Origin of the sequence: uncultured Veillonella sp. (genome assembly GCF_963534045.1) — a bacterium.
Taxonomy (GTDB): domain Bacteria; phylum Bacillota; class Negativicutes; order Veillonellales; family Veillonellaceae; genus Veillonella.
In genome coordinates this window covers 1-19834 of record NZ_CAUSQT010000003.1, presented here as the reverse complement: position 1 = coordinate 19834, position 19834 = coordinate 1, and the positions used below count along the sequence as shown (strand labels likewise).

General features: G+C 36.7%; 15 protein-coding genes. All 15 read left to right on the top strand.

The window, feature by feature from the left end:
- The first annotated feature begins 1 nt into the window (after window position 1).
- The 15 genes from rseP to RYP29_RS01170 all read left to right on the top strand — a co-directional run bounded on the left by rseP (window position 2) and on the right by RYP29_RS01170 (window position 19587).
- A complete protein-coding gene (gene rseP / locus RYP29_RS01240; protein WP_311531696.1) occupies window positions 2-1018 on the top strand; it encodes an RIP metalloprotease RseP in 1017 nt (338 codons plus the stop codon).
- A 24-nt stretch (window positions 1019-1042) separates the two neighbouring features.
- Window positions 1043-2119 carry a flavodoxin-dependent (E)-4-hydroxy-3-methylbut-2-enyl-diphosphate synthase gene (gene ispG, locus RYP29_RS01235; RefSeq protein WP_311531695.1) on the top strand — a complete coding sequence of 359 codons (1077 nt, stop codon included), beginning with the start codon at window positions 1043-1045 and terminating at the stop codon, window positions 2117-2119.
- 4 nt (window positions 2120-2123) lie between these two features.
- Window positions 2124-3842 (top strand): proline--tRNA ligase, encoded by a 1719-nt coding sequence (locus RYP29_RS01230; protein WP_311531693.1) that lies wholly within the window; start codon window positions 2124-2126, stop codon window positions 3840-3842.
- Between the two features lie 176 nt (window positions 3843-4018).
- Complete coding sequence (locus RYP29_RS01225; protein WP_311531691.1) at window positions 4019-4843, top strand: PHP domain-containing protein; 825 nt, start codon at window positions 4019-4021, stop codon at window positions 4841-4843.
- Between the two features lie 20 nt (window positions 4844-4863).
- Window positions 4864-5742, top strand: a complete 879-nt coding sequence (locus tag RYP29_RS01220; RefSeq protein ID WP_009661250.1) for an Asp23/Gls24 family envelope stress response protein — start codon at window positions 4864-4866, stop codon at window positions 5740-5742.
- Between the two features lie 8 nt (window positions 5743-5750).
- The gene (gene miaB, locus RYP29_RS01215; protein ID WP_156718499.1) at window positions 5751-7067 is read left to right on the top strand and encodes a tRNA (N6-isopentenyl adenosine(37)-C2)-methylthiotransferase MiaB; all 1317 of its coding nucleotides are present in this window, start codon (window positions 5751-5753) and stop codon (window positions 7065-7067) included.
- Window positions 7068-7069: 2 nt separating this feature from the next.
- Window positions 7070-9691, top strand: a complete 2622-nt coding sequence (mutS, locus tag RYP29_RS01210; protein ID WP_311531690.1) for a DNA mismatch repair protein MutS — start codon at window positions 7070-7072, stop codon at window positions 9689-9691.
- Window positions 9691-11649 carry a DNA mismatch repair endonuclease MutL gene (gene mutL / locus RYP29_RS01205; protein ID WP_311531689.1) on the top strand — a complete coding sequence of 653 codons (1959 nt, stop codon included), beginning with the start codon at window positions 9691-9693 and terminating at the stop codon, window positions 11647-11649. The genes mutS and mutL overlap by 1 nt, the downstream gene beginning before the upstream one ends.
- Before the next feature lies 1 nt (window position 11650).
- The gene (locus RYP29_RS01200) at window positions 11651-12454 is read left to right on the top strand and encodes a class I SAM-dependent methyltransferase (protein ID WP_311531687.1); all 804 of its coding nucleotides are present in this window, start codon (window positions 11651-11653) and stop codon (window positions 12452-12454) included.
- Window positions 12442-13380 carry a tRNA (adenosine(37)-N6)-dimethylallyltransferase MiaA gene (gene miaA / locus RYP29_RS01195; RefSeq protein WP_311531685.1) on the top strand — a complete coding sequence of 313 codons (939 nt, stop codon included), beginning with the start codon at window positions 12442-12444 and terminating at the stop codon, window positions 13378-13380. The genes RYP29_RS01200 and miaA overlap by 13 nt, the downstream gene beginning before the upstream one ends.
- A gap of 3 nt (window positions 13381-13383) precedes the next feature.
- Window positions 13384-14622, top strand: a complete 1239-nt coding sequence (locus RYP29_RS01190) for a methionine gamma-lyase family protein (RefSeq protein ID WP_311531684.1) — start codon at window positions 13384-13386, stop codon at window positions 14620-14622.
- 199 nt (window positions 14623-14821) lie between these two features.
- Entirely contained in the window at window positions 14822-15883 is a 1062-nt protein-coding gene (gene mnmA / locus RYP29_RS01185; RefSeq protein WP_311531682.1) for a tRNA 2-thiouridine(34) synthase MnmA, read from the top strand.
- A 38-nt stretch (window positions 15884-15921) separates the two neighbouring features.
- Window positions 15922-17721 (top strand): translation elongation factor 4, encoded by a 1800-nt coding sequence (gene lepA, locus RYP29_RS01180; protein WP_311531681.1) that lies wholly within the window; start codon window positions 15922-15924, stop codon window positions 17719-17721.
- Between the two features lie 3 nt (window positions 17722-17724).
- Entirely contained in the window at window positions 17725-18903 is a 1179-nt protein-coding gene (gene hemW / locus RYP29_RS01175) for a radical SAM family heme chaperone HemW (protein WP_311531679.1), read from the top strand.
- An 81-nt stretch (window positions 18904-18984) separates the two neighbouring features.
- Window positions 18985-19587 carry a nitrite/sulfite reductase gene (locus RYP29_RS01170; protein ID WP_311531677.1) on the top strand — a complete coding sequence of 201 codons (603 nt, stop codon included), beginning with the start codon at window positions 18985-18987 and terminating at the stop codon, window positions 19585-19587.
- Window positions 19588-19834 lie beyond the last annotated feature (247 nt).

Genomic DNA, 19834 nt, shown 5'->3' with positions numbered 1-19834 from the left:
TATGATTACGGCTTTAGCCACAATATTTGTATTTGGCTTAATCGTGTTTATTCATGAATTAGGTCATTTTATAACTGCAAAATTATCTGGCATGCGTGTCGATGAATTTGCAATTGGGTTTGGCCCTGTTTTATTAAAAAAACAGTATGGCGAGACCTTATACTCTGTTCGTTGTATTCCTTTAGGTGGTTTCAATCGCATCGCTGGCATGACACCTGATGAGCCATTAGATGATGGTTCATTCTATACAAAACCAGCTTATAAGAAACTCATTGTTATCTCTGCTGGTGCCATTTTTAATTTCTTATTGGCTATAGTCATTTATTTCGGTCTAAATGCTACAGTGGGCACAATGGTATCTACTGATAAACCTATAATTGGCAGTGTTATTACAGGTGGTGCTGCAGATTTAGGAAAATTACAAGGTGGAGATATTATACTTTCCATTGATAATAAGCCTATCTCCAAGTGGTCAGAGATTTCTGAGCAGTTGAAAGGCACGGCTAATCACGGTGTTACGGTTGTAGTCAATCGTGATGGTGAAACAGTGGAAACCACAGTTATTCCAAAGATGGAAAAGGATACACCAAAGTTAGGTATATATCAAGCTTATGAAACAATACCTCATAGTATTGGCGATTCTTTTGTATTAGCTATTCAAAAAACTGGATATATTATTGTAGCCATGGTAGACGGATTACGTGAAATGGTTGTGGGCACAGAACAGGCTGAAGTATCTGGTCCTGTTGGCATTTCCCATATGGCCGGTTCCATAGCGCAACAAGGTTTTGCACCTCTATTGAGTTTTGCTGCATTACTAAGTATTAACTTAGGTGTCATGAACCTTTTGCCATTACCAGCTCTAGATGGGGGACATCTCATTATCATTTTAATAGAGGCTATTACAAGACGTAAATTACCTGCTAAAGCGTTGATGTATATTCAAATGATTGGTATTGCGTTATTAGTTACAATATTTGTATATGCCACTGCAAAAGATATACTACAATTACTATAAATAAGTCATAGTTAGGAGTTATATATGATTACTAGAAAACCAACAAATGGTATCTATGTAGGCAATGTAAAAATTGGCGACTATGCACCTGTTAGTATTCAGTCCATGATTACTACTGATCCTGTACATACGGAAAAGGCGATTGCTGAAATCAATCGATTAGCCGATGCTGGTTGTGAATTAGTTCGTGTTGCAGTTCCTACAATGGAATCTGCAAAAGCATTAAAAGCGGTACGTGCAGGAATAACCATTCCTCTTATAGCAGATATTCATTTTGATTATAAATTAGCATTAGAAGCCATTGATAATAATGTAGATGGTCTTCGAATTAATCCAGGTAATATCGGTGGAGAGGATAAGGTGTTGGCCGTTATTGAAAAGGCTAAACCTAAGCAAATACCAATTCGCATTGGTGTTAATGCAGGTTCTTTACCACAATATATATTAGACGCTTATGGAGGTCATCCAACGGCTGATGGCATGGTTGAAACCGCATTAGAACACGTGCGAATTTTAGAGAAATTAGATTATAAGCAAATGAAAATTTCTATAAAGGCTACCGAAGTACCACTTATGGTAGAAGCTTATAGAAAGCTTTCAGATAAAATACCATATCCATTACATTTAGGTGTAACTGAGGCTGGTACCATTAAACAAGGTACCATAAAATCTGCCATGGGTATTGGTGCTTTATTGTTAGATGGTATCGGTGATACGTTACGCGTTTCCTTAACAGGTGACCCAATTCATGAAATTGAGGTAGGTAAAAGTATTTTGAGCAATTTAGGCCTTAGAAATTTTGGGGCTACCATGATTTCATGCCCAACATGTGGCCGTTGCCAAGTTAATTTGTTTGATATGGCAAGTATTGTAGAAGAACGGTTGGCTTCTATTGCAGCGCCTATCAAGGTCGCTGTAATGGGCTGTGTAGTAAATGGTCCTGGGGAAGCTAGGGAAGCCGATTTTGGTATTGCCGGTGGTAAAGGTCAAGGTATCGTATTCAGAAAAGGTGAAGTATTAAAAACGGTACCTGAATCTGAACTCGTAGATACTTTATTTAGAGAAATAGATCAATATTTAGAAACAATTGATAAGGAGTAATTGTATGTTAGCCAGTAAATTATATGCCCCAACATTGCGGGAAGTTCCATCTGATGCAGATGTGGTAAGTCAACAGCTTATGTTGCGCGCAGGTTTTATGCGTAAGGTTGCTAATGGTTTATATAGTTTTTTACCTTTGGGCTGGCGAAGCATCAAAAAAATTGAAGCTATCATTCGCGAAGAAATGGACCGTTCTGGTGCACAAGAGATTATGATGCCTATTTTGCAACCAGCAGAGATTTGGAAAGAATCGGGTCGTTGGAATGCGTATGGTGCTGAAATGATGCGTATCAATGATCGTCATGATGTGGAGTACTGCTTAGGACCAACTCATGAAGAAATGATTACAACATTGGTAAAAAATGAAATCAATTCATATCGTCAACTTCCAGTTAATCTTTATCAAATCCAAAGCAAATTCCGCGATGAACGTCGTCCACGATATGGTCTAATGCGTAGTCGCGAATTCATTATGAAGGACGGATACTCTTTTGATATTGATGATGCAGCGGCAGATGTATCTTACAAAAATATGTATGATGCATATAGTCGTATTTTCACTCGCTGCGGGCTAACTTTTAGACCTGTAGAAGCGGATAGTGGTGCCATTGGTGGTAGCAACACTCATGAATTTATGGCTATTGCTGAAGCTGGTGAAGCAGATATTATTCACTGTTCCGCTTGTGACTATGCGGCGAATATTGAAATTGGTAAACCTGGCATTATGAAGCAAGCAGAAGAAGCTTTAAAAGAATTAGAAGTAGTAGATACACCTCATGCATCTACTATTGAAGCTGTTGCAGAAATGCTCAATTTACCTTTGGAAAAAACTATTAAAGCTGTAGTATATGCTATTGAAGATACAGTAATTCTAGCTATGGTTCGCGGTGATCATGATGTGAATGAAGTGGCTGTTCAACATGCTGTTAATGGTTCTGTAGAACCTGAAATGGCAACACCTGAACAATTGGAAAAGGTTGGATTGACAGCTGGCTTTATCAGCCCAGTAGGTCTTAAACAAACTGATGATTTTGCTATTGTAGTAGATGAATCTGTTATGGAAACTTACAATGTTTGTGGTGGTGCTAATAAAGCAGATGCTCACTACATCAATATCAATCCTAAACGTGATTTTAATACAGAAGATATTATTGTAGCACCTATTCGTTTGATTACTAAAGACGATGTGTGCCCTGAATGTCATAGTCCTCTAGAATACAGTAAGGGTATCGAAGTAGGCCAAGTATTTAAACTAGGTACTAAATATTCTGAAAGCTTACAAGCTACATACCTTGATCAAAATGGTCGCCCTAATGCAATGGTTATGGGCTGCTATGGCATCGGCGTTAGCCGTACATTAGCTGCAGCTATTGAGCAATACCACGATGAAAATGGTATTATTTGGCCTCGTGCTATAGCTCCTTTTGAAGTCGTTATTGTTCCTATCAATGCAAAAGATGAAGCTCTAATGTCTACAAGTACAGCTATTTACGATACGTTGTTAAATAATAAAGTAGATGTATTATTAGATGATCGTAAAGATCGAGCTGGTGTTAAGTTTAAAGATGCTGATCTTATTGGCTATCCATTGCGTATTACAGTAAGTAAAAATACGTTGGAAAGCAATGAGGTTGAAATCCGCGTTCGTAAAACAGGTGAAGCTATTAATTGTCCAATTGATGACGTATCTAACAAGGTACAAGAATTGTTGAGTCAATTATAATTAAATTGCGATTCTAGTGAAAGCTCATTGGAATCGCAATTTTTATATTTATATATTTGTGAATATATTCGATGTTAAAATGAAAACTTTTAGCTAATACCTTGTAAAAACTTGAATAAACAAGCGGAATAAGTCATAATAAAATGATAGGGTAATGTAATAATTTGGAGGTAATTATGCGTGTAGATTTTCATATGCATTCTACATTTTCTGACGGTGTAGAAACACCAGAACAGCTTTTACAACATGTTAGTGAAGCTGATTTGAAGATGATTGCATTAACCGATCACGATGAAATTGCTGGCATAGATAGGATGTTGCAAATTAATAGTTCTATTCAAATTATTACAGGTTGTGAGTTCAGTGGTCACTATAAAGGTAAAGACATTCATATTTTAGGTTATGGGTTTAATCATCATGATGAGGGCTTGAAAAAATTCATCAATTTTTTCAAAGAAAAACGCGAATCCAGAATAAAAGAAATTATATCTCGCTGTATTGCTCATGGTTATGATATTTCCTTTTCTGAATTACAAGCATTATATCCAAATACTAAGTCCTATGGTAGACCGCATGTTGCTAGATTATTAATCGATCATGGCTATGCGAAAGATGTACAAGATGTATTTGATGGTATATTAAATTCTAAAAGCCCTTGTTATATACGTAAAGTAAAATTAGAAGTACCCGAAATTTTAGATATTATTCATAATGCAAATGGTCTAGCTGTGTTAGCTCATCCAAAACTCGTCCGTAATGATGATTATGTTACAGAATTATTAAACTATAACTTTGATGGTGTAGAGGTATATCATTCTAAACATGATCATGATGATGAAGTAAAATATTTAGCTATGGCAAACGAACGAAATTTATTTGTTACAGGTGGATCTGATTATCATGGAATACCTAATAGATATCCTTATCACTTAGGTGAATATGTTGTAGATAGTAATCTAGTAAATCAATTTATTGAACGCATACGCTGTATATCTGCGTAATTATAGATGTGAGGTGTACTATGGAAGTTATTGCTTTTGTAGGTGGTAGTGGGACCGGTAAAAGCCATCGGGCTCTCGTACTAGCTCATGAAAATAGTGTGGAATGCATTATTGATGATGGTATTTTAATTCATGATAATAAAATTGTAGCCGGCTTTTCTGCAAAAAAAGAATCTAGCCGTTTAAAGGCTGTTCGTCGTGCTATATTCCAAGATCCTGTTCAAGTTAAAGAGGTTCGTAGTCAATTAGATGCGATAAATCCTAATCGTTTGATGATTATCGGTACATCTGATAATATGGTCAAAAAAATTACAAAGGCCTTGGGGATTCAAGAACCAGATCGATATATTCGCATTGAGGATGTGGCAACCCCTAAAGAAATCGAAAAAGCACAGTATGCACGATTAAAGGAAGGCAAGCATATCATTCCAGTTCCAACAATGGAATTAAAGCCTCATTTTAAAGGCTATCTTATCGATCCAATTAAGACGATTTGGCGTCGCCGTACATTGCGTAAACAAGATCCTGATAAAATTGGTCAAATTGGATCTGAAGGCTTTGAACGTTCTGTTGTTAGACCAGCCTTTAGTTATTATGGTCGTCTAACCTTTGATGATGAAGTCATCATTAAATTAATTCGAAACGGCCTAAAAAAGGTACCTGGTGTTGATGCCTCATCAGATATCGCTTTCAAAAAGAGCTCTAAAGGGCAGAATGGTTTAATGTTAGATATGTCAGTTGTTATTGAACAAGGACATCCAGTTAAACCACTGATGCAACAGGTACAAAAATCTGTACGCAACGAATTAGAATATATTACAGGCATGTCTGTAGAGCGGATGTCTATAAAAGTAAAAAATATTGTAGAAACAAAACGTAAGATTATAAAACATATTTAGGAGATAGAATGAAGTCATATTATATATATACCTATGGTTGTCAAATGAATACCGCTGATTCTGAGCGTCTTTCACATCAACTTGAAACAGTAGGTTATATACCGACCGATGATGTAGAATCGGCAGATTTAATATTATTGAATACCTGTGCAGTACGTGAAACGGCAGAAACGAAAGTATTTGGTCGTATCGGTGAATTAAAACGTTTAAAACAAAAAAATAAAAATTTGATCATTGCTATTACAGGTTGTATGGCACAAAAAAATCAAGCTGAAATGTTTAAACGCGCACCTCATATCGATATTGTCCTAGGTACTCATAATATTCAACATATTAATGAAATGATTGCTGAGGTTCAACGTACCCATAAGCATCAAATCAATGTTGACATGGATAATACAGTACTTCCAGAATTACAGGCAAAACCTAATGGTACATTTTTTGCTTGGGTACCGATTATGAATGGTTGTAATAAATTTTGTACTTATTGCATTGTTCCTCATGTGCGCGGTCGCGAAATTAGCCGTCCCGTAGAAGCAATTGTAAAAGAAGTAACAGAGTTGGGTGCAAAAGGGTTTAAGGAAATTACGTTGTTAGGACAAAATGTAAATTCCTATGGCTTAGATTTTAAAGATGGTACTGATTTTGGCACATTAGTAGATGCCCTTGATCATATCCCAGGCATCGAACGTATTCGTTATATGACTAGTCATCCTCAAGATATGACCAAATCAATGATTGATGCATTGGGGCGCTCTAGTAATATCGTTACGCATTTACATTTACCAATTCAATCTGGTTCTGATAGAATTTTAAAGAAGATGAATCGCCATTATACGGTGGAACATTATAAAGAATTATTATCCTACTGTAGAGAAAAAATTAAAAATGTGGTTGTAACAACTGATATTATCGTAGGTTTTCCTGGGGAGACTGAGGAAGATTTTGAACAAACGCTTCAATTATTAAAAGATGTTCGCTATGATATGGCTTATACTTTTATTTACTCTAAACGGTCTGGTACGCCTGCTGCTACCATGGATGAGCAAGTTCCAGAAGAAGTAAAACGCGTTCGTCTACAACAATTGATGGATATTCAAAATGAAATTTCTTTAGAACTCAATAAAACTATGGAAGGCAAAGTATTTGATATTATTGTAGAAGGTCCAAGTGCTAAAGATGAAACCATGTGGTTCGGTCGTACGTCCGGGAATAAGATGGTACTATTCCCAAAAGATGATGAGTTAACTATCGGTGATACTGTACCAGCCTATATTGATAAAGCACAAACATGGGTCTGCTACGGTACCATTCAAAAGGGGTAAGAATGGCAAAAAAAGTAACACCAATGATGGAACAATATTTAGATATTAAATCGCGACATAGCGATGAGCTTCTATTTTTCCGACTTGGTGATTTTTATGAATTATTTAATGAAGATGCATTAATTGCATCTCGAGAATTGAATATTACCTTAACAGGTAGACCAACAGGCAATGAGGAACGAACACCTATGTGTGGCGTTCCTTTTCATGCTGCTGAAAGTTACATAGAAACTTTGGTTAAAAAGGGGTACAAGGTTGCTATTTGTGAACAATTAGAGGACCCTAAGGCCGTAAAAGGCATCGTTAAACGGGATGTTATCCAAGTCATCACACCGGGAACTGTAATGACAGAAAATGGTAACGATGCACGGAGTAATAACTTTTTAGCCTTGTTTTATTTAGTTAAAGAAGCATGGATTCTTGTGTTCTCCGACGTATCTACAGGCGAGGTTATTTGGGATCGTGTACCACAGGATAATATAAGTCAAATATATGATTCCCTTAGCATGTATAGACCTGCTGAAATCATTGTTCCTGAAGGCACTATTTTGCCACAAACGATAGTAGATTTCATTCATAATCAATTTAATAATGTAGTATTGTCTCCGTTTACTTCCTTTGAAAGTGTAGATTCTGCATGTAAACTCGCAAATAATCACTTCCAAGACATGGGACTTATGGAAGAAGATGTATTAGCTGCATTAGGCTTTATGCTCTTATATTTACAAGATGTTATTAAGACCGAAATTTCTCATATTAATTATGTACATCAAATGGATGTAGGCAATCGGTTAATCCTGGATACATCATCTTTGCGCCATCTTGAGATTACTCACAATTTACGCGATGGTGGTGTAAAGGGAACATTATTAGATGTGCTTGATAGAACATTAACGCCTATGGGGGCCCGTTTATTAAAACAATGGCTGGAAAGCCCTCTTACAGATATACCGACCATTCAACGACGACAAGCTGCAGTTGCTGAACTGATATCTCGCAATGCAGAACGCTATGAAATACAAAGTTATTTGGATTGTATTTATGATTTCGAACGTATCGTAGGTCGTATTGAAACTGGATCTGTATCGCCGCGAGACTTTACATCACTTCGGGAATCCTTGCAAGTATTACCTAATATTAAGACTCTGCTTAAAGAGTTTTCTGGCTTATCATTGACATCTATTAATAGTCGTATTGATGATCATGCAGATATATATGATCTGTTGAGTAGAGCTATTGCAGAGCAACCTGCGTTAACATTAAAAGATGGTCGAGTTATTCGAGATGGCTATAATGAAGAATTAGATGAACTTCGTTCATTAGCTACTAATAGTGAAGTTTGGCTTCAAAAATTAGAGGATAAGGCTAGGGAAGAAACTGGTCTTAAACTTAAAACAAAATATAATAAGGTTTTTGGCTACTTCTTTGAGGTTAGCAAAGCTCAAGTTGATAAGGTACCAGCCTATTTTATTCGGAAACAAACCACTGTTAATGCAGAGCGTTATATTACACCTGATTTAAAAGAATTTGAAATTAAAATTCTCAGTGCCAAGGAAAAGATTGTTTCCTTAGAGCAACAACTATATCAAGATTTACGTAATCAAATTAAAGGGGTTATTAAAAAGGTTCAGGAAACAGCTAGAGCTTTAGCAGAACTTGATGTTCTTGCATCATTAGCGACTGTTGCATATGAGTCTAATTATATTTGTCCGAATATCGTTATGAATGGTCAAATTAATATTCGCGATGGACGTCATCCAGTGATAGAGAAATTCTTGAAAAGAGAGGTTTTTGTCCCTAATGATGTCGTACTCAATCATGATGACGAAGAATTTATGCTTATAACTGGTCCTAATATGGCTGGTAAATCCACATATATGAGACAGGTAGCAATTCTTATGATTATGGCTCAAATAGGCTCCTTTATACCTGCCAGGGAGGCCACTATTTCTCCTGTAGATCGTGTATTTACACGTGTTGGTGCGAGCGATGATATTTCTACAGGCCAAAGTACTTTCATGGTTGAAATGAAAGAAGTTGCCTATATTCTTGAAAATGCTACATCTAAGAGTTTGATTATTCTTGATGAGATTGGTCGTGGTACAAGTACCTTTGATGGTTTAAGTATTGCACAAGCAGTGGTGGAGCATATTTGTAAACATATTCATGCTAAGACATTGTTTGCAACGCATTATCATGAATTAATTCCTTTAGAAGAGGTATATCCAAGACTTAAAAACTACACAGTAGCTGTAAAAGAAAAAGGAAAGGATATAGCCTTTTTACGCCGCATCATTAGAGGTGGAGCTGATAGAAGTTATGGTATCCACGTAGCAAAATTGGCAGGTTTGCCAGCGCAAGTTTTAAAACGAGCCGAAGTTATTCTAGAATCATTAGAAGAGCAGAATACTGATTCAGATGATTTAAATAATCGTGTTATTACATCAGAAACTGTTATTAAATATAATAAACCTACTGTTGATACAGATGATTTTGGCAATTTATTCACCCATTCTGTGGTAGATTCACTGTTGGCTATTGACGTTAATACCATGACGCCTATTGAGGCTTTAAATGCAATTCATCAATTACAGGCAGAAGCGCGTAATGGAGGCGGTAAATAATGGCAACCATTCATGTCTTAGATGAGACCACCATTAATAAAATAGCGGCTGGAGAAGTCGTAGAACGGCCTGCATCCGTGGTAAAAGAACTCATTGAAAATTCTATTGATGCCGGATCTACATCTATTGAGGTAGAAATCGGTGAAGGCGGCAGCGCATATATGCGTATTACTGATAATGGCAAGGGGATGACTGAGGAAGATGCACGCCTTGCTGTTCTAAGGCATGCAACCTCGAAGATTCAATGTGTAGAAGATTTATTTGATATTGCATCCTTAGGATTTCGGGGGGAGGCTTTGGCGAGTATCGCCTCTGTTTCTCATTTTGTTTTGACAACTAGAACCGTTGATCAAGAACTTGGTACACGAATCCTTATCGATGGAGGAACCTTTACTGATTGTATTCCTTATGGTGCTGCCCCAGGCACGACGATTGAAGTGAAGGAGTTATTTTTTAATACACCAGCTCGTCGTAAATTTCTTAAAACAGAACGCACTGAATCATCGAAAATTCAAGATATTGTTGGTAAATTAGCATTAAGTAACCCGCATATTGCATTTAAATTAACCATAGATGATCGTGTGGCCATCATTACACCAGGCTCTGGTTCTATACTAGATACGGTGGCTGCATTGTATGGATATAAAACTAAGAATGATATTTTCACTATAGCTTATGAAAGTGAGGATATTTATATTGAAGGTGTTGTATCTAAGCCAACATTATTAAAGAGCACGCGAATTTGGCAAACTATTATCGTTAATAATCGCGTCATCTCTGATAAGACGATTTTAAAGGCTATTGATAATGCGTACCATGCATTATTACCTAAATCAGGATATCCATTGGTTTTATTGCACATCACTGTGCCTGCCAACATGGTTGATATCAATGTTCATCCTCGTAAGAGCGAAGTGAAATTTGAAGATGATAAAATTATATTTAAAGCTGTGTATCATGCAATTCTAAATGCTTTAAATAACCCTCTTCATGAACGATATGAACGGGAGTCATCGTCATACATACAACCTTTAGAAACAGAAGCAAAAGTTAGTGGCTATGATTCATATCAATCACCACAGGTATTCAGTGATCATAGTGATACAGCCGAGCATATCGCAACAGCCATTGATTATGATAAGGTCTTTGGAGGACGACGCACTAAGGGATATGAGGTATTACGTCAGGATACTCGCGATTTTGTAGATGCTTTAAAAGAGAAAGGGTTTACTCCACCAGCTCCTAAGGCCACATTCGAACAAGAGTCTTTTGAGGAATCTTCCTTTACATCTGTGCCAACAGCTTATACTAGCTATACTACGGAAGATAAAGAGCGATTCCATCAAATACAAGAACAGCATATCGAAGATGAATCTAGAGATATACAAAAATCTGGCTTTTTACCAATGGGGCAAGTCGCATCTTGTTATATATTGGCTAAAAAGGGAGATGATTTATATATAATAGACCAACATGCTGCGCATGAACGAGTTCGTTATGATAAATTGTGTAAGTCCTCAGAATCTATACCAATGCAAAGTTTATTAGTTCCTCTATATAGCAATGCTACAGAGGACGAAATGAATATTGTTGAAAATGATCAACAAGCATTGTTGGATTTAGGTTTCGAAGTAGAACTTGGTGGACCTAATCAAATTAAATTAGTTGGTGCACCTGTCGATCTAGTGGAAAGTAAAGCTCAGGAAATTTTATCTTATGTCTTTACTTATTTGCATAACCATGAACAGCCTACAAAGGCACAATTGCGTCATGAAATGCTAGCTTATGCATCTTGTAGGGGGGCCATTAAATCTGGACACAATCTTAATATGTACCAAATGACCACACTTATTGAAGATTTATTCCATACAGATAAACCTTATGTCTGTCCTCACGGTCGCCCAACTATTATTAAATTTACACCTGATGAATTAGGTAAGTTATTCTTAAGGTCTTAATATGATAATTACAACATCACAAAAAGCATCTTCAGAGGTCAAAGCAGAAACAAAAGAATTAGCTAATTCATTAGGTCTAATATACAAAGAGCGTCATAAAAAACCTATTTCTGAATTGTTATTAGAGGATATGCCCATAGCGGTTGTTTCTAAGAATCAATTGACAATTCATTTTAACGAGGAACAGGAACATAGGTTTCACTTATCAATGGCACAATTGCGTATTTTACGCCTACAACGCGGAGATGATGACCACCTTGTAAAAGCTATAGAATCGTTAAGCGCGGACTCTTCTAATTCCATATCTATAGTTGATTGTACGCTAGGTCTTGGCAGTGATAGTATTATCATGTCTTATGCGTTTCCAAATGCACATATTATAGGACTAGAGGCATCATATCCTATATGGTTATCTACGTGGTTTGGATTGAAACATCATATTCATGAGGATATGACTGTAACAAATGCACTACGTCGCGTTGATGCTCGTCATGATAATTTTGAAAGCTTTTTACAGGGGCAACCAAATGATAGTGTGGATATATTATATTTTGACCCTATGTTTGAAGTCCCTATTGAAGAAAGTCCTCAATTTAAACCATTGAGAGGACATACTTCGGAAGGTAGAATCACAGATTCTGTTATTCAGGAAGCTAGGCGCGTTTGTCGATTAGGTTTTATTATCAAAGAACGGCCGTTTAGCTCTGTATTTAAAGATTTTCCACCATCTAAATGGGTGGGTGGCAAATATAGTCGTATCGGCTATGGTGTTTACAGTAATAAGGGGTTACAATGGAAAAGTTGATAACAATTGTAGGTCCTACAGCTGTAGGTAAGACTGATCTAACATTAGCATTGGCCAAACGCTATCATGGTGAAGTGATTTCTGGTGATGCGTATCAGGTATATAAACATTTGAATATAGGCACTGCTAAACCTACTGCTGATGAATTATCTATAGTTCCACATCATCTTATTGATATATTAGATCCTAATGATGATTACAGTGTATCAATTTTTCAACAACAGGCTAAGACATTAATTGATACGTTAAATCAAAATCAGGTACTGCCAATTCTATCGGGTGGCACAGGTTTATATGTGCAATCATTGCTGGAGAATTATAATTTCAATGATATAAAACCTAATACAGAGCTCAGAAGCGAATTGGATGAGCTATATGCTGAATATGGCATAGATGGCTTACGTCAGTATGCTCAGAATTTGGCAGAAAAAGGTGGCATAGAAATTAAATATACCGATAAACATCGGTTATACCGTGCTATTGAATTAATGACGGCTGGTGATTTTGATGCATTAACAAGTCAGACAAAAGACGGTTTATCCTATGAGGGTCCTGTTATTGGATTACAACGTGAACGCAGTGATTTATATGATCGAATTAATCGTCGCGTAGAAATCATGTTTGAAAAAGGCCTCGTTGATGAAGTCAAACAGTTACTAACAAATGGAGTGAATCCAAACTGTCAGGCCTTTAAAGGTATTGGCTATAAAGAGGTTGTTCAGTATTTAGAAGGATTCATCAGTTATGACGCATGTGTTGATTTAATTCAAAAAAATACGCGTCACTTTGCAAAACGACAGATTACGTGGTACAAACGTATGCCGTATATAAAATGGATTACCATAGATTCACAAACAACAGAATCCGAAATTTATGGTATGGCTTGTAATATAATTGACTCAAGTTTTTTTAGAAATAAAGGATAGAGAATGACATTAGAAGAAATACGAAGTAAAGCCCTTGAAATGGCAGAACCACAATTTAAAAAGTTTGAACCTATTGCATTAGCAAATACTAAAAAAGTACTTGAAGCATTTAAAGAATGTCAAGTATCCGATTACCATTTCACTGGTACAACCGGTTATGGTTATAACGATGTAGGCCGTGAAAAATTAGATGAAGTATTTGCCTATGTGTTTAAAGGTGAAAAGGCTCTCGTGCGACCTCATTTTGTATCTGGTACTCATGCATTGGCCACTACTTTGATGGCCATTATGGGGAATGGCTCAAAAGGGACTGAATTTATCTATGCCGTTGGAGCTCCTTATGATACCATGCAATCTGTTATAGGCTATACTCGTCCTGTTAAGGGCTCATTGATTGAAAAAGGCTTTACCTATACAGAAGTGCCTCTAAAAAATAATACTTATGATTTGGAGGCTATCGGACATGCTGTTAATTCCAATACGCGTGCAGTCGTTATACAACGTTCTCGTGGGTATAGCACTCGTGAACCATTATCGATTGCGGATATTAAGGCTATCGTTGATGTTGTGAAAGCAAAGAATCCGAATACCATTTGTTTTGTAGATAATTGCTACGGTGAATTTACGGAGCTTCAAGAACCATTAGAAGCTGGTGCTGATATTATGGCGGGTTCTCTCATCAAAAATGCTGGTGGTGGATTGGCACCAACCGGTGGATATATCGTGGGCCGTGAGGATTTGGTAGAAGATGCATCATATCAATTGACGGCTCCAGGGCTTGGTGATCATATGGGTTCCTATGCTCCTGGATATCGTTTATTTTTCCAAGGCCTATTTATGGCTCCTCATGTAGTTTTACAAGCCCTTAAAGGAGCTGTATATACAGCTGCGGTAGGTGAATTACTAGGATATGAGGTGTTCCCTAAGGTAGATGCAGACCGTTATGACTTAATTCAAGCCATCAATTTAAAAAATGGTGAGGAAATGGAGCATTTCTGCGTAGGCATGCAAGCTTACTCTCCTGTAGATGCTCATGTGCATCCAATCCCTGGTGATATGCCTGGTTATGAAGATAAAATTATCATGGCTGGCGGTACATTTGTACAAGGGTCATCTATTGAACTCAGTGCTGATGGTCCCGTGCGCTCTCCATATACAATCTTTATGCAAGGTGGGCTCGTATTTGAACACTCTATGCTCGGTATATTGGGTGCTGCAGAAGAATTATTAAAACATAGATAACCTTTTGAATCTCTTTCTTTTATTGAAAGAGATTCTTTCATTTCAAATCTTTTCAATATACCTAATTCTAGGATATAATATAAGTTGCTATAATTTCATAGCAATACTACTCGGACTTTTACACCGAATTAGTGTTTTTACACGTCAGGCTTTCACCCTGATTAGATTTATGATCAAGAGATCATTAAAAGGAGAAAGTATGGAAAAAGTTATCGCTGTAGCTATGAGTGGTGGCGTAGACAGTTCTTTAACTGCTGCAATGCTACTAAAACAAGGCTATAAAGTATTTGGTATTACCCTATGGCTATGGGTGAGTGGTACTCCTTATGATGAGGTTCCCCTCGCCGTAACAGATGCTAAGAAAATGTGTGATTTTCTTGGTATTGAACATCACGTTATCGATGCGCGAGATGTATTCTACGATAATGTGGTAGATTACTTTGTAAAAGAATATGCTTATGGGCGTACACCAAATCCTTGTGTATTCTGTAATAAAAATATCAAATTTGATTTGATGCTTAATCGTGCTCTTGAACTCGGTGCCACCCATATGGTTACTGGTCACTATGCACAGGTTAATTATAATGAGGATACTGGTTTATATGAACTGCATAAAGGTGTTGACCCTACAAAGGATCAAAGCTATGTTATGTACAATATGAACCAACGAATTTTGAGTCATCTCATGTTCCCTTTGGGTGGACAATGTAAGACTGAAACTCGTAAACTAGCTGCTGAGTATAATTTGCCTGTAGCTAAAAAACCGGATAGTGTAGATATTTGTTTCTTGCCTCATGGTAACTACCAAAAACTAGTGGTAGAAGAAATGAAGACGAAACCAAAATCTGGTAATATCGTTACTGAAGATGGTGAAGTATTAGGGAAGCATAATGGTTTATTTAATTACACCATTGGTCAACGCAAAGGACTAGGCATTGCCTATAAACACCCTCTATATGTTATCGGATTTAATGGTGAACGAAATGAAGTTATTGTAGGACCTAATGAACGACTTTTTACAAATCGTATGATTTGTAAGTTTTATAATTTCTTAGATGATACAATCCATAAAGAGTTAAAGGCGGAAGGTAAAATTCGTTACGCAGCCAACCCATCGCCTTGTACAGCACGTATCTTAGACGATGATACGATGGAGGTTATCTTTGATGAACCACAACGGGCTATTACACCAGGTCAGTCCGTAGCCTTTTATAATGGCACTCAACTATTAGGAGGTGCTGTTATCGATCGCGTATGTTAGAAAGGAGAATACAAGTTCCTTGAACTTGTTCACATAGTATGTCAACGAAAAAGATTAGAAACTTCTGTATTATAGCTCATATCGACCATGGTAAATCTACCATCGCTGATAGATTAATTGAATATACTGGTACTCTACAAAAACGAGAAATGGAAGCTCAAGTATTAGATTCCATGGATTTAGAACGGGAACGTGGTATTACTATTAAAGCGCAATCTGTTCGTATTTTGTATAAGGCTCAAGATGGTGAAGAATACATTTTGAACCTTATTGATACGCCGGGCCATGTGGATTTCAGCTATGAAGTATCTCGTTCTCTTGCAGCTTGTGAAGGGGCATTACTCGTAGTAGATGCTGCACAAGGTGTAGAGGCTCAAACGTTGGCGAATGTGTATCTCGCTTTAGAACATGATCTTGAAATTATTCCTGTTATCAACAAAATAGATTTGCCTTCTGCCGATCCTGATCGGGTTAAACATGAAATTGAAGATATCATTGGTTTAGACGCATCAGAAGCAGTATTATGTTCTGCTAAATCTGGCATCGGCATTCCAGATATTTTAGAAGCTATTGTAAATAAGGTGCCTGCACCACCAGATAAATCTGATGAACCCACAAGAGCCTTGATATTTGATAGCCGCTTTGATGCTTATAAAGGTGCTATTGCTTATGTGCGCGTAAAAGAAGGTACTATTAAAGCAAAAGATACAATTCGCATGATGCATGATAAAAAAGATTTTGATGTAACCGAACTTGGTATCTTTACTCCTAATCTTGTGCCTGTTCAGGAATTACCATGTGGTTCTGTAGGTTGTATAGCGGCTAGTATTAAAAATGTAAAGGATTGTCATGTAGGCGATACCGTTACATTAGCAGATAACCCTGCGCCAGAACCATTACCGGGCTATCGCAAAGCTGTATCTATGGTATATTGTGGCTTATATCCAACAGATTCTAAGGACTATGAAAATCTTCGTGATGCATTAGAAAAGTTACAGCTTAATGATGCTGCTTTAGAATATGAAGCAGAAACATCTTTGGCCTTAGGCTTTGGTTTCCGTTGTGGTTTCTTAGGCTTACTACATATGGATGTTATTCAAGAGCGTTTAGAGCGTGAATATAATCTAACACTTATTACGACGGCTCCATCTGTTAACTACAAGGTTTACAAGACAAATGGAGAAATGCTAGAGGTAGATAATCCTGCAAAATTACCACCTCCAACGGAAATCGATTATATTGAAGAACCTTATGTAAAGGCTACTACCATTGTACCTAAGGATTTTGTTGGTACCATTATGGAATTATCTCAAGATAAGCGCGGCGAATACCAATCCATGGAATACTTAGATGAAACACGTGTATCCGTCGTGTATCATTTGCCATTGAGTGAAATCATTTATGATTACTTTGATAAGTTGAAATCAGCCACAAAGGGATATGCATCTCTAGACTATGAATTAATTGGCTATAAACAATCGCCAATGGTTAAGATGGATATCTTATTGAATGGTGAACCGGTGGATGCATTATCTATCATCGTACATAAGGATCGTGCCGCTACACGTGGTCGTGCATTAGCTGAGAAGTTAAAAGAATTAATTCCTCGTCAAATGTTTGAAATTCCAATTCAAGCAGCAGTAGGGACAAAAATTGTAGCTCGTGAAACTGTAAAAGCTTGGCGTAAGGACGTATTAGCAAAATGTTACGGCGGTGATATTTCTCGTAAACGTAAGTTGCTAGAAAAACAAAAAGCTGGTAAGAAACGTATGAAAGCAGTTGGTTCTGTAGAAATTCCACAAGAAGCATTTATGGCAATCTTAAAGGTAGAAGACTAAAATATGGAAACAAATCGTAATGATTTGTTTGTACTGCGGGATATGGGGATATACATCCATATCCCGTTTTGCAAACAAAAATGTATATATTGTGACTTCCCTGCGTATCAAAACTTAGAGGACTATTACGAGACGTATTTGTATGCCTTGGTTCAAGAAATGGCTATGTTTGGTGACGCATATCCAGAGTCTCGGACTAAACTTGTAGACACCGTATATTTTGGAGGTGGCACACCTACAGAATTGTCCTTATTACAATTAGAACAGATTTTGAATACCCTTAAAAATACCTATACTATATCTCCTGATTGTCAATTTACTATTGAATCAAATCCTGGAGAGGTAGATCAGTCGTATTTAAAGAGGCTAAACCAATTAGGCTTTTCCCGTATCAGCTTTGGGGTTCAAACATTTGATGACACATCTCTGTTACGTTTACATCGAAGTCATAATTGTAAGGCGGCTATTGATGCAGTTCAATGGGCCTTTGAGGCGGGATTTCAAGATATTAATATCGATTTAATATATGGATTACCGAATCAAACAACTGATGAAATTAATAAGAATTTAGATATTGTTAGTACCTTGCCAATTAATCATATTTCTACCTATGGTTTACAAGTAGAACGAGGAACAAGATTATATCATTTGGTTGAAAAAGGACTCATTACGTTACCTGATGAATCAACAGAGGATAGAATGTACGATATGATGATGCAAGGCATTCAAAGTCTTGGTTTTGAACGATATGAAATTTCAAATTTTGCCAAAGATAAGGCATATAGTAAACATAATTTGAAATACTGGCAATATTGTGATTATTTAGGCTTTGGTGCGGGGGCTCATTCCTTTTTTAACGGTGTAAGACGAGCTAATAATCGCAATGTTATGCCTTATGCTAGAAAGATAGACTGTTTTGAATTTCCCGTTGTTGAAGAGGAAGTTATAGATTCCAAGCGAGCTAAAGAAGATTATTGCTTTTTAAGCTTACGAACCAAGTGGGGAATTAATACGGTCGATTTTAGCGAAAGATTTGATATACGATTAGAAGATATATATGGCTCTATTTTAGATGATTTAACTAAAAAGAATCTAATTATAAAAGAAGGAGACTTATATCATCTAACGCCAGAAGGGGCTAAGCACGGTAATTATGTATTTAGTCAATTTATAAAGGAGTAAGATTTCTCACAGTTTCTCAATAAGCAACATGTTAGGATAAATAGGATGATGATGAATATGCATGCTTATTTAGGAGGAAAGATGAAGACATCTGTAATATTACATGGTTTACATAATCAATTTTCATTAGATCAAATGAAAGCATGCATCAGTTTAGCTGAAAAATATGGTGGCTCCTTTAGACATGTAGTGACGGGCATACAAATTACAGGCATTGAAAAGGATGATAAGGAGGCACTCATATCTGAACTACCTGATGGAGTAACAACTGTAGTTCATAGAGGCGTCAATTCGTTGATTGCCTGTGTGGGCAAAGGGAAATGTAAAAATGGTCAAATGGAAACGGAAGAACTAGCTGACTATATAGAACGTAATCATTATGGCCGTAAAACAGGTCATAAATGTAAAATTGGCATCAGTGGTTGTGGCCGTAACTGCCCGGATTCTATGGTAAAAGATATTGCTTTTATCGGTACATCGCAAGGCTTTATGCTTGCTGTAGGTGGTAATACAGGTATGCGTCCAGAAGCTGGAAAAATACTGATGCGTAAATTATCTATTGAGCAGGCAAAGAAGGCTGCTGATATATTGATTGATTGGTATGCAGAATATGGAGAGCCAAAAGAACGGATGGGAAAATTATTAGAACGTCTTGGTAATCCACTAGAAAATAAAATATTATGATAAAAATATGCTCTTAGTAAAAAGACCTAAGAGCATATTTTTATTTTATTGACAAACTGCTCTAAACACTGATGTACATTGTCTTTTTGACTAATTTTTATAAAATAGAAGATTGTCTTTTTGACTTATTTTTGATAAAAGTCACATTGTCTTTTTGACTAAACTGATTTTATTAGGGTTTTTAAGGATAATTTTACTTGACATTTTATTTTGGTATGGTAATATTATACATGCGATTAGCACTCGA

Excerpts from the sequence above, each read along its gene's own strand:
- RYP29_RS01200 (WP_311531687.1), top strand. The coding sequence starts at position 11,651 with ATGATAATTACAACATCACAAAAAGCATCTTCAGAGGTCAAAGCAGAA.
- mnmA (WP_311531682.1), top strand. The coding sequence starts at position 14,822 with ATGGAAAAAGTTATCGCTGTAGCTATGAGTGGTGGCGTAGACAGTTCT.
- miaB (WP_156718499.1), top strand. The coding sequence starts at position 5,751 with ATGAAGTCATATTATATATATACCTATGGTTGTCAAATGAATACCGCT.
- mutS (WP_311531690.1), top strand. The coding sequence starts at position 7,070 with ATGGCAAAAAAAGTAACACCAATGATGGAACAATATTTAGATATTAAA.
- RYP29_RS01190 (WP_311531684.1), top strand. The coding sequence starts at position 13,384 with ATGACATTAGAAGAAATACGAAGTAAAGCCCTTGAAATGGCAGAACCA.
- ispG (WP_311531695.1), top strand. The coding sequence starts at position 1,043 with ATGATTACTAGAAAACCAACAAATGGTATCTATGTAGGCAATGTAAAA.
- RYP29_RS01230 (WP_311531693.1), top strand. The coding sequence starts at position 2,124 with ATGTTAGCCAGTAAATTATATGCCCCAACATTGCGGGAAGTTCCATCT.
- RYP29_RS01225 (WP_311531691.1), top strand. The coding sequence starts at position 4,019 with ATGCGTGTAGATTTTCATATGCATTCTACATTTTCTGACGGTGTAGAA.
- RYP29_RS01170 (WP_311531677.1), top strand. The coding sequence starts at position 18,985 with ATGAAGACATCTGTAATATTACATGGTTTACATAATCAATTTTCATTA.
- rseP (WP_311531696.1), top strand. The coding sequence starts at position 2 with ATGATTACGGCTTTAGCCACAATATTTGTATTTGGCTTAATCGTGTTT.
- hemW (WP_311531679.1), top strand. The coding sequence starts at position 17,725 with ATGGAAACAAATCGTAATGATTTGTTTGTACTGCGGGATATGGGGATA.
- miaA (WP_311531685.1), top strand. The coding sequence starts at position 12,442 with ATGGAAAAGTTGATAACAATTGTAGGTCCTACAGCTGTAGGTAAGACT.
- lepA (WP_311531681.1), top strand. The coding sequence starts at position 15,922 with ATGTCAACGAAAAAGATTAGAAACTTCTGTATTATAGCTCATATCGAC.
- mutL (WP_311531689.1), top strand. The coding sequence starts at position 9,691 with ATGGCAACCATTCATGTCTTAGATGAGACCACCATTAATAAAATAGCG.
- RYP29_RS01220 (WP_009661250.1), top strand. The coding sequence starts at position 4,864 with ATGGAAGTTATTGCTTTTGTAGGTGGTAGTGGGACCGGTAAAAGCCAT.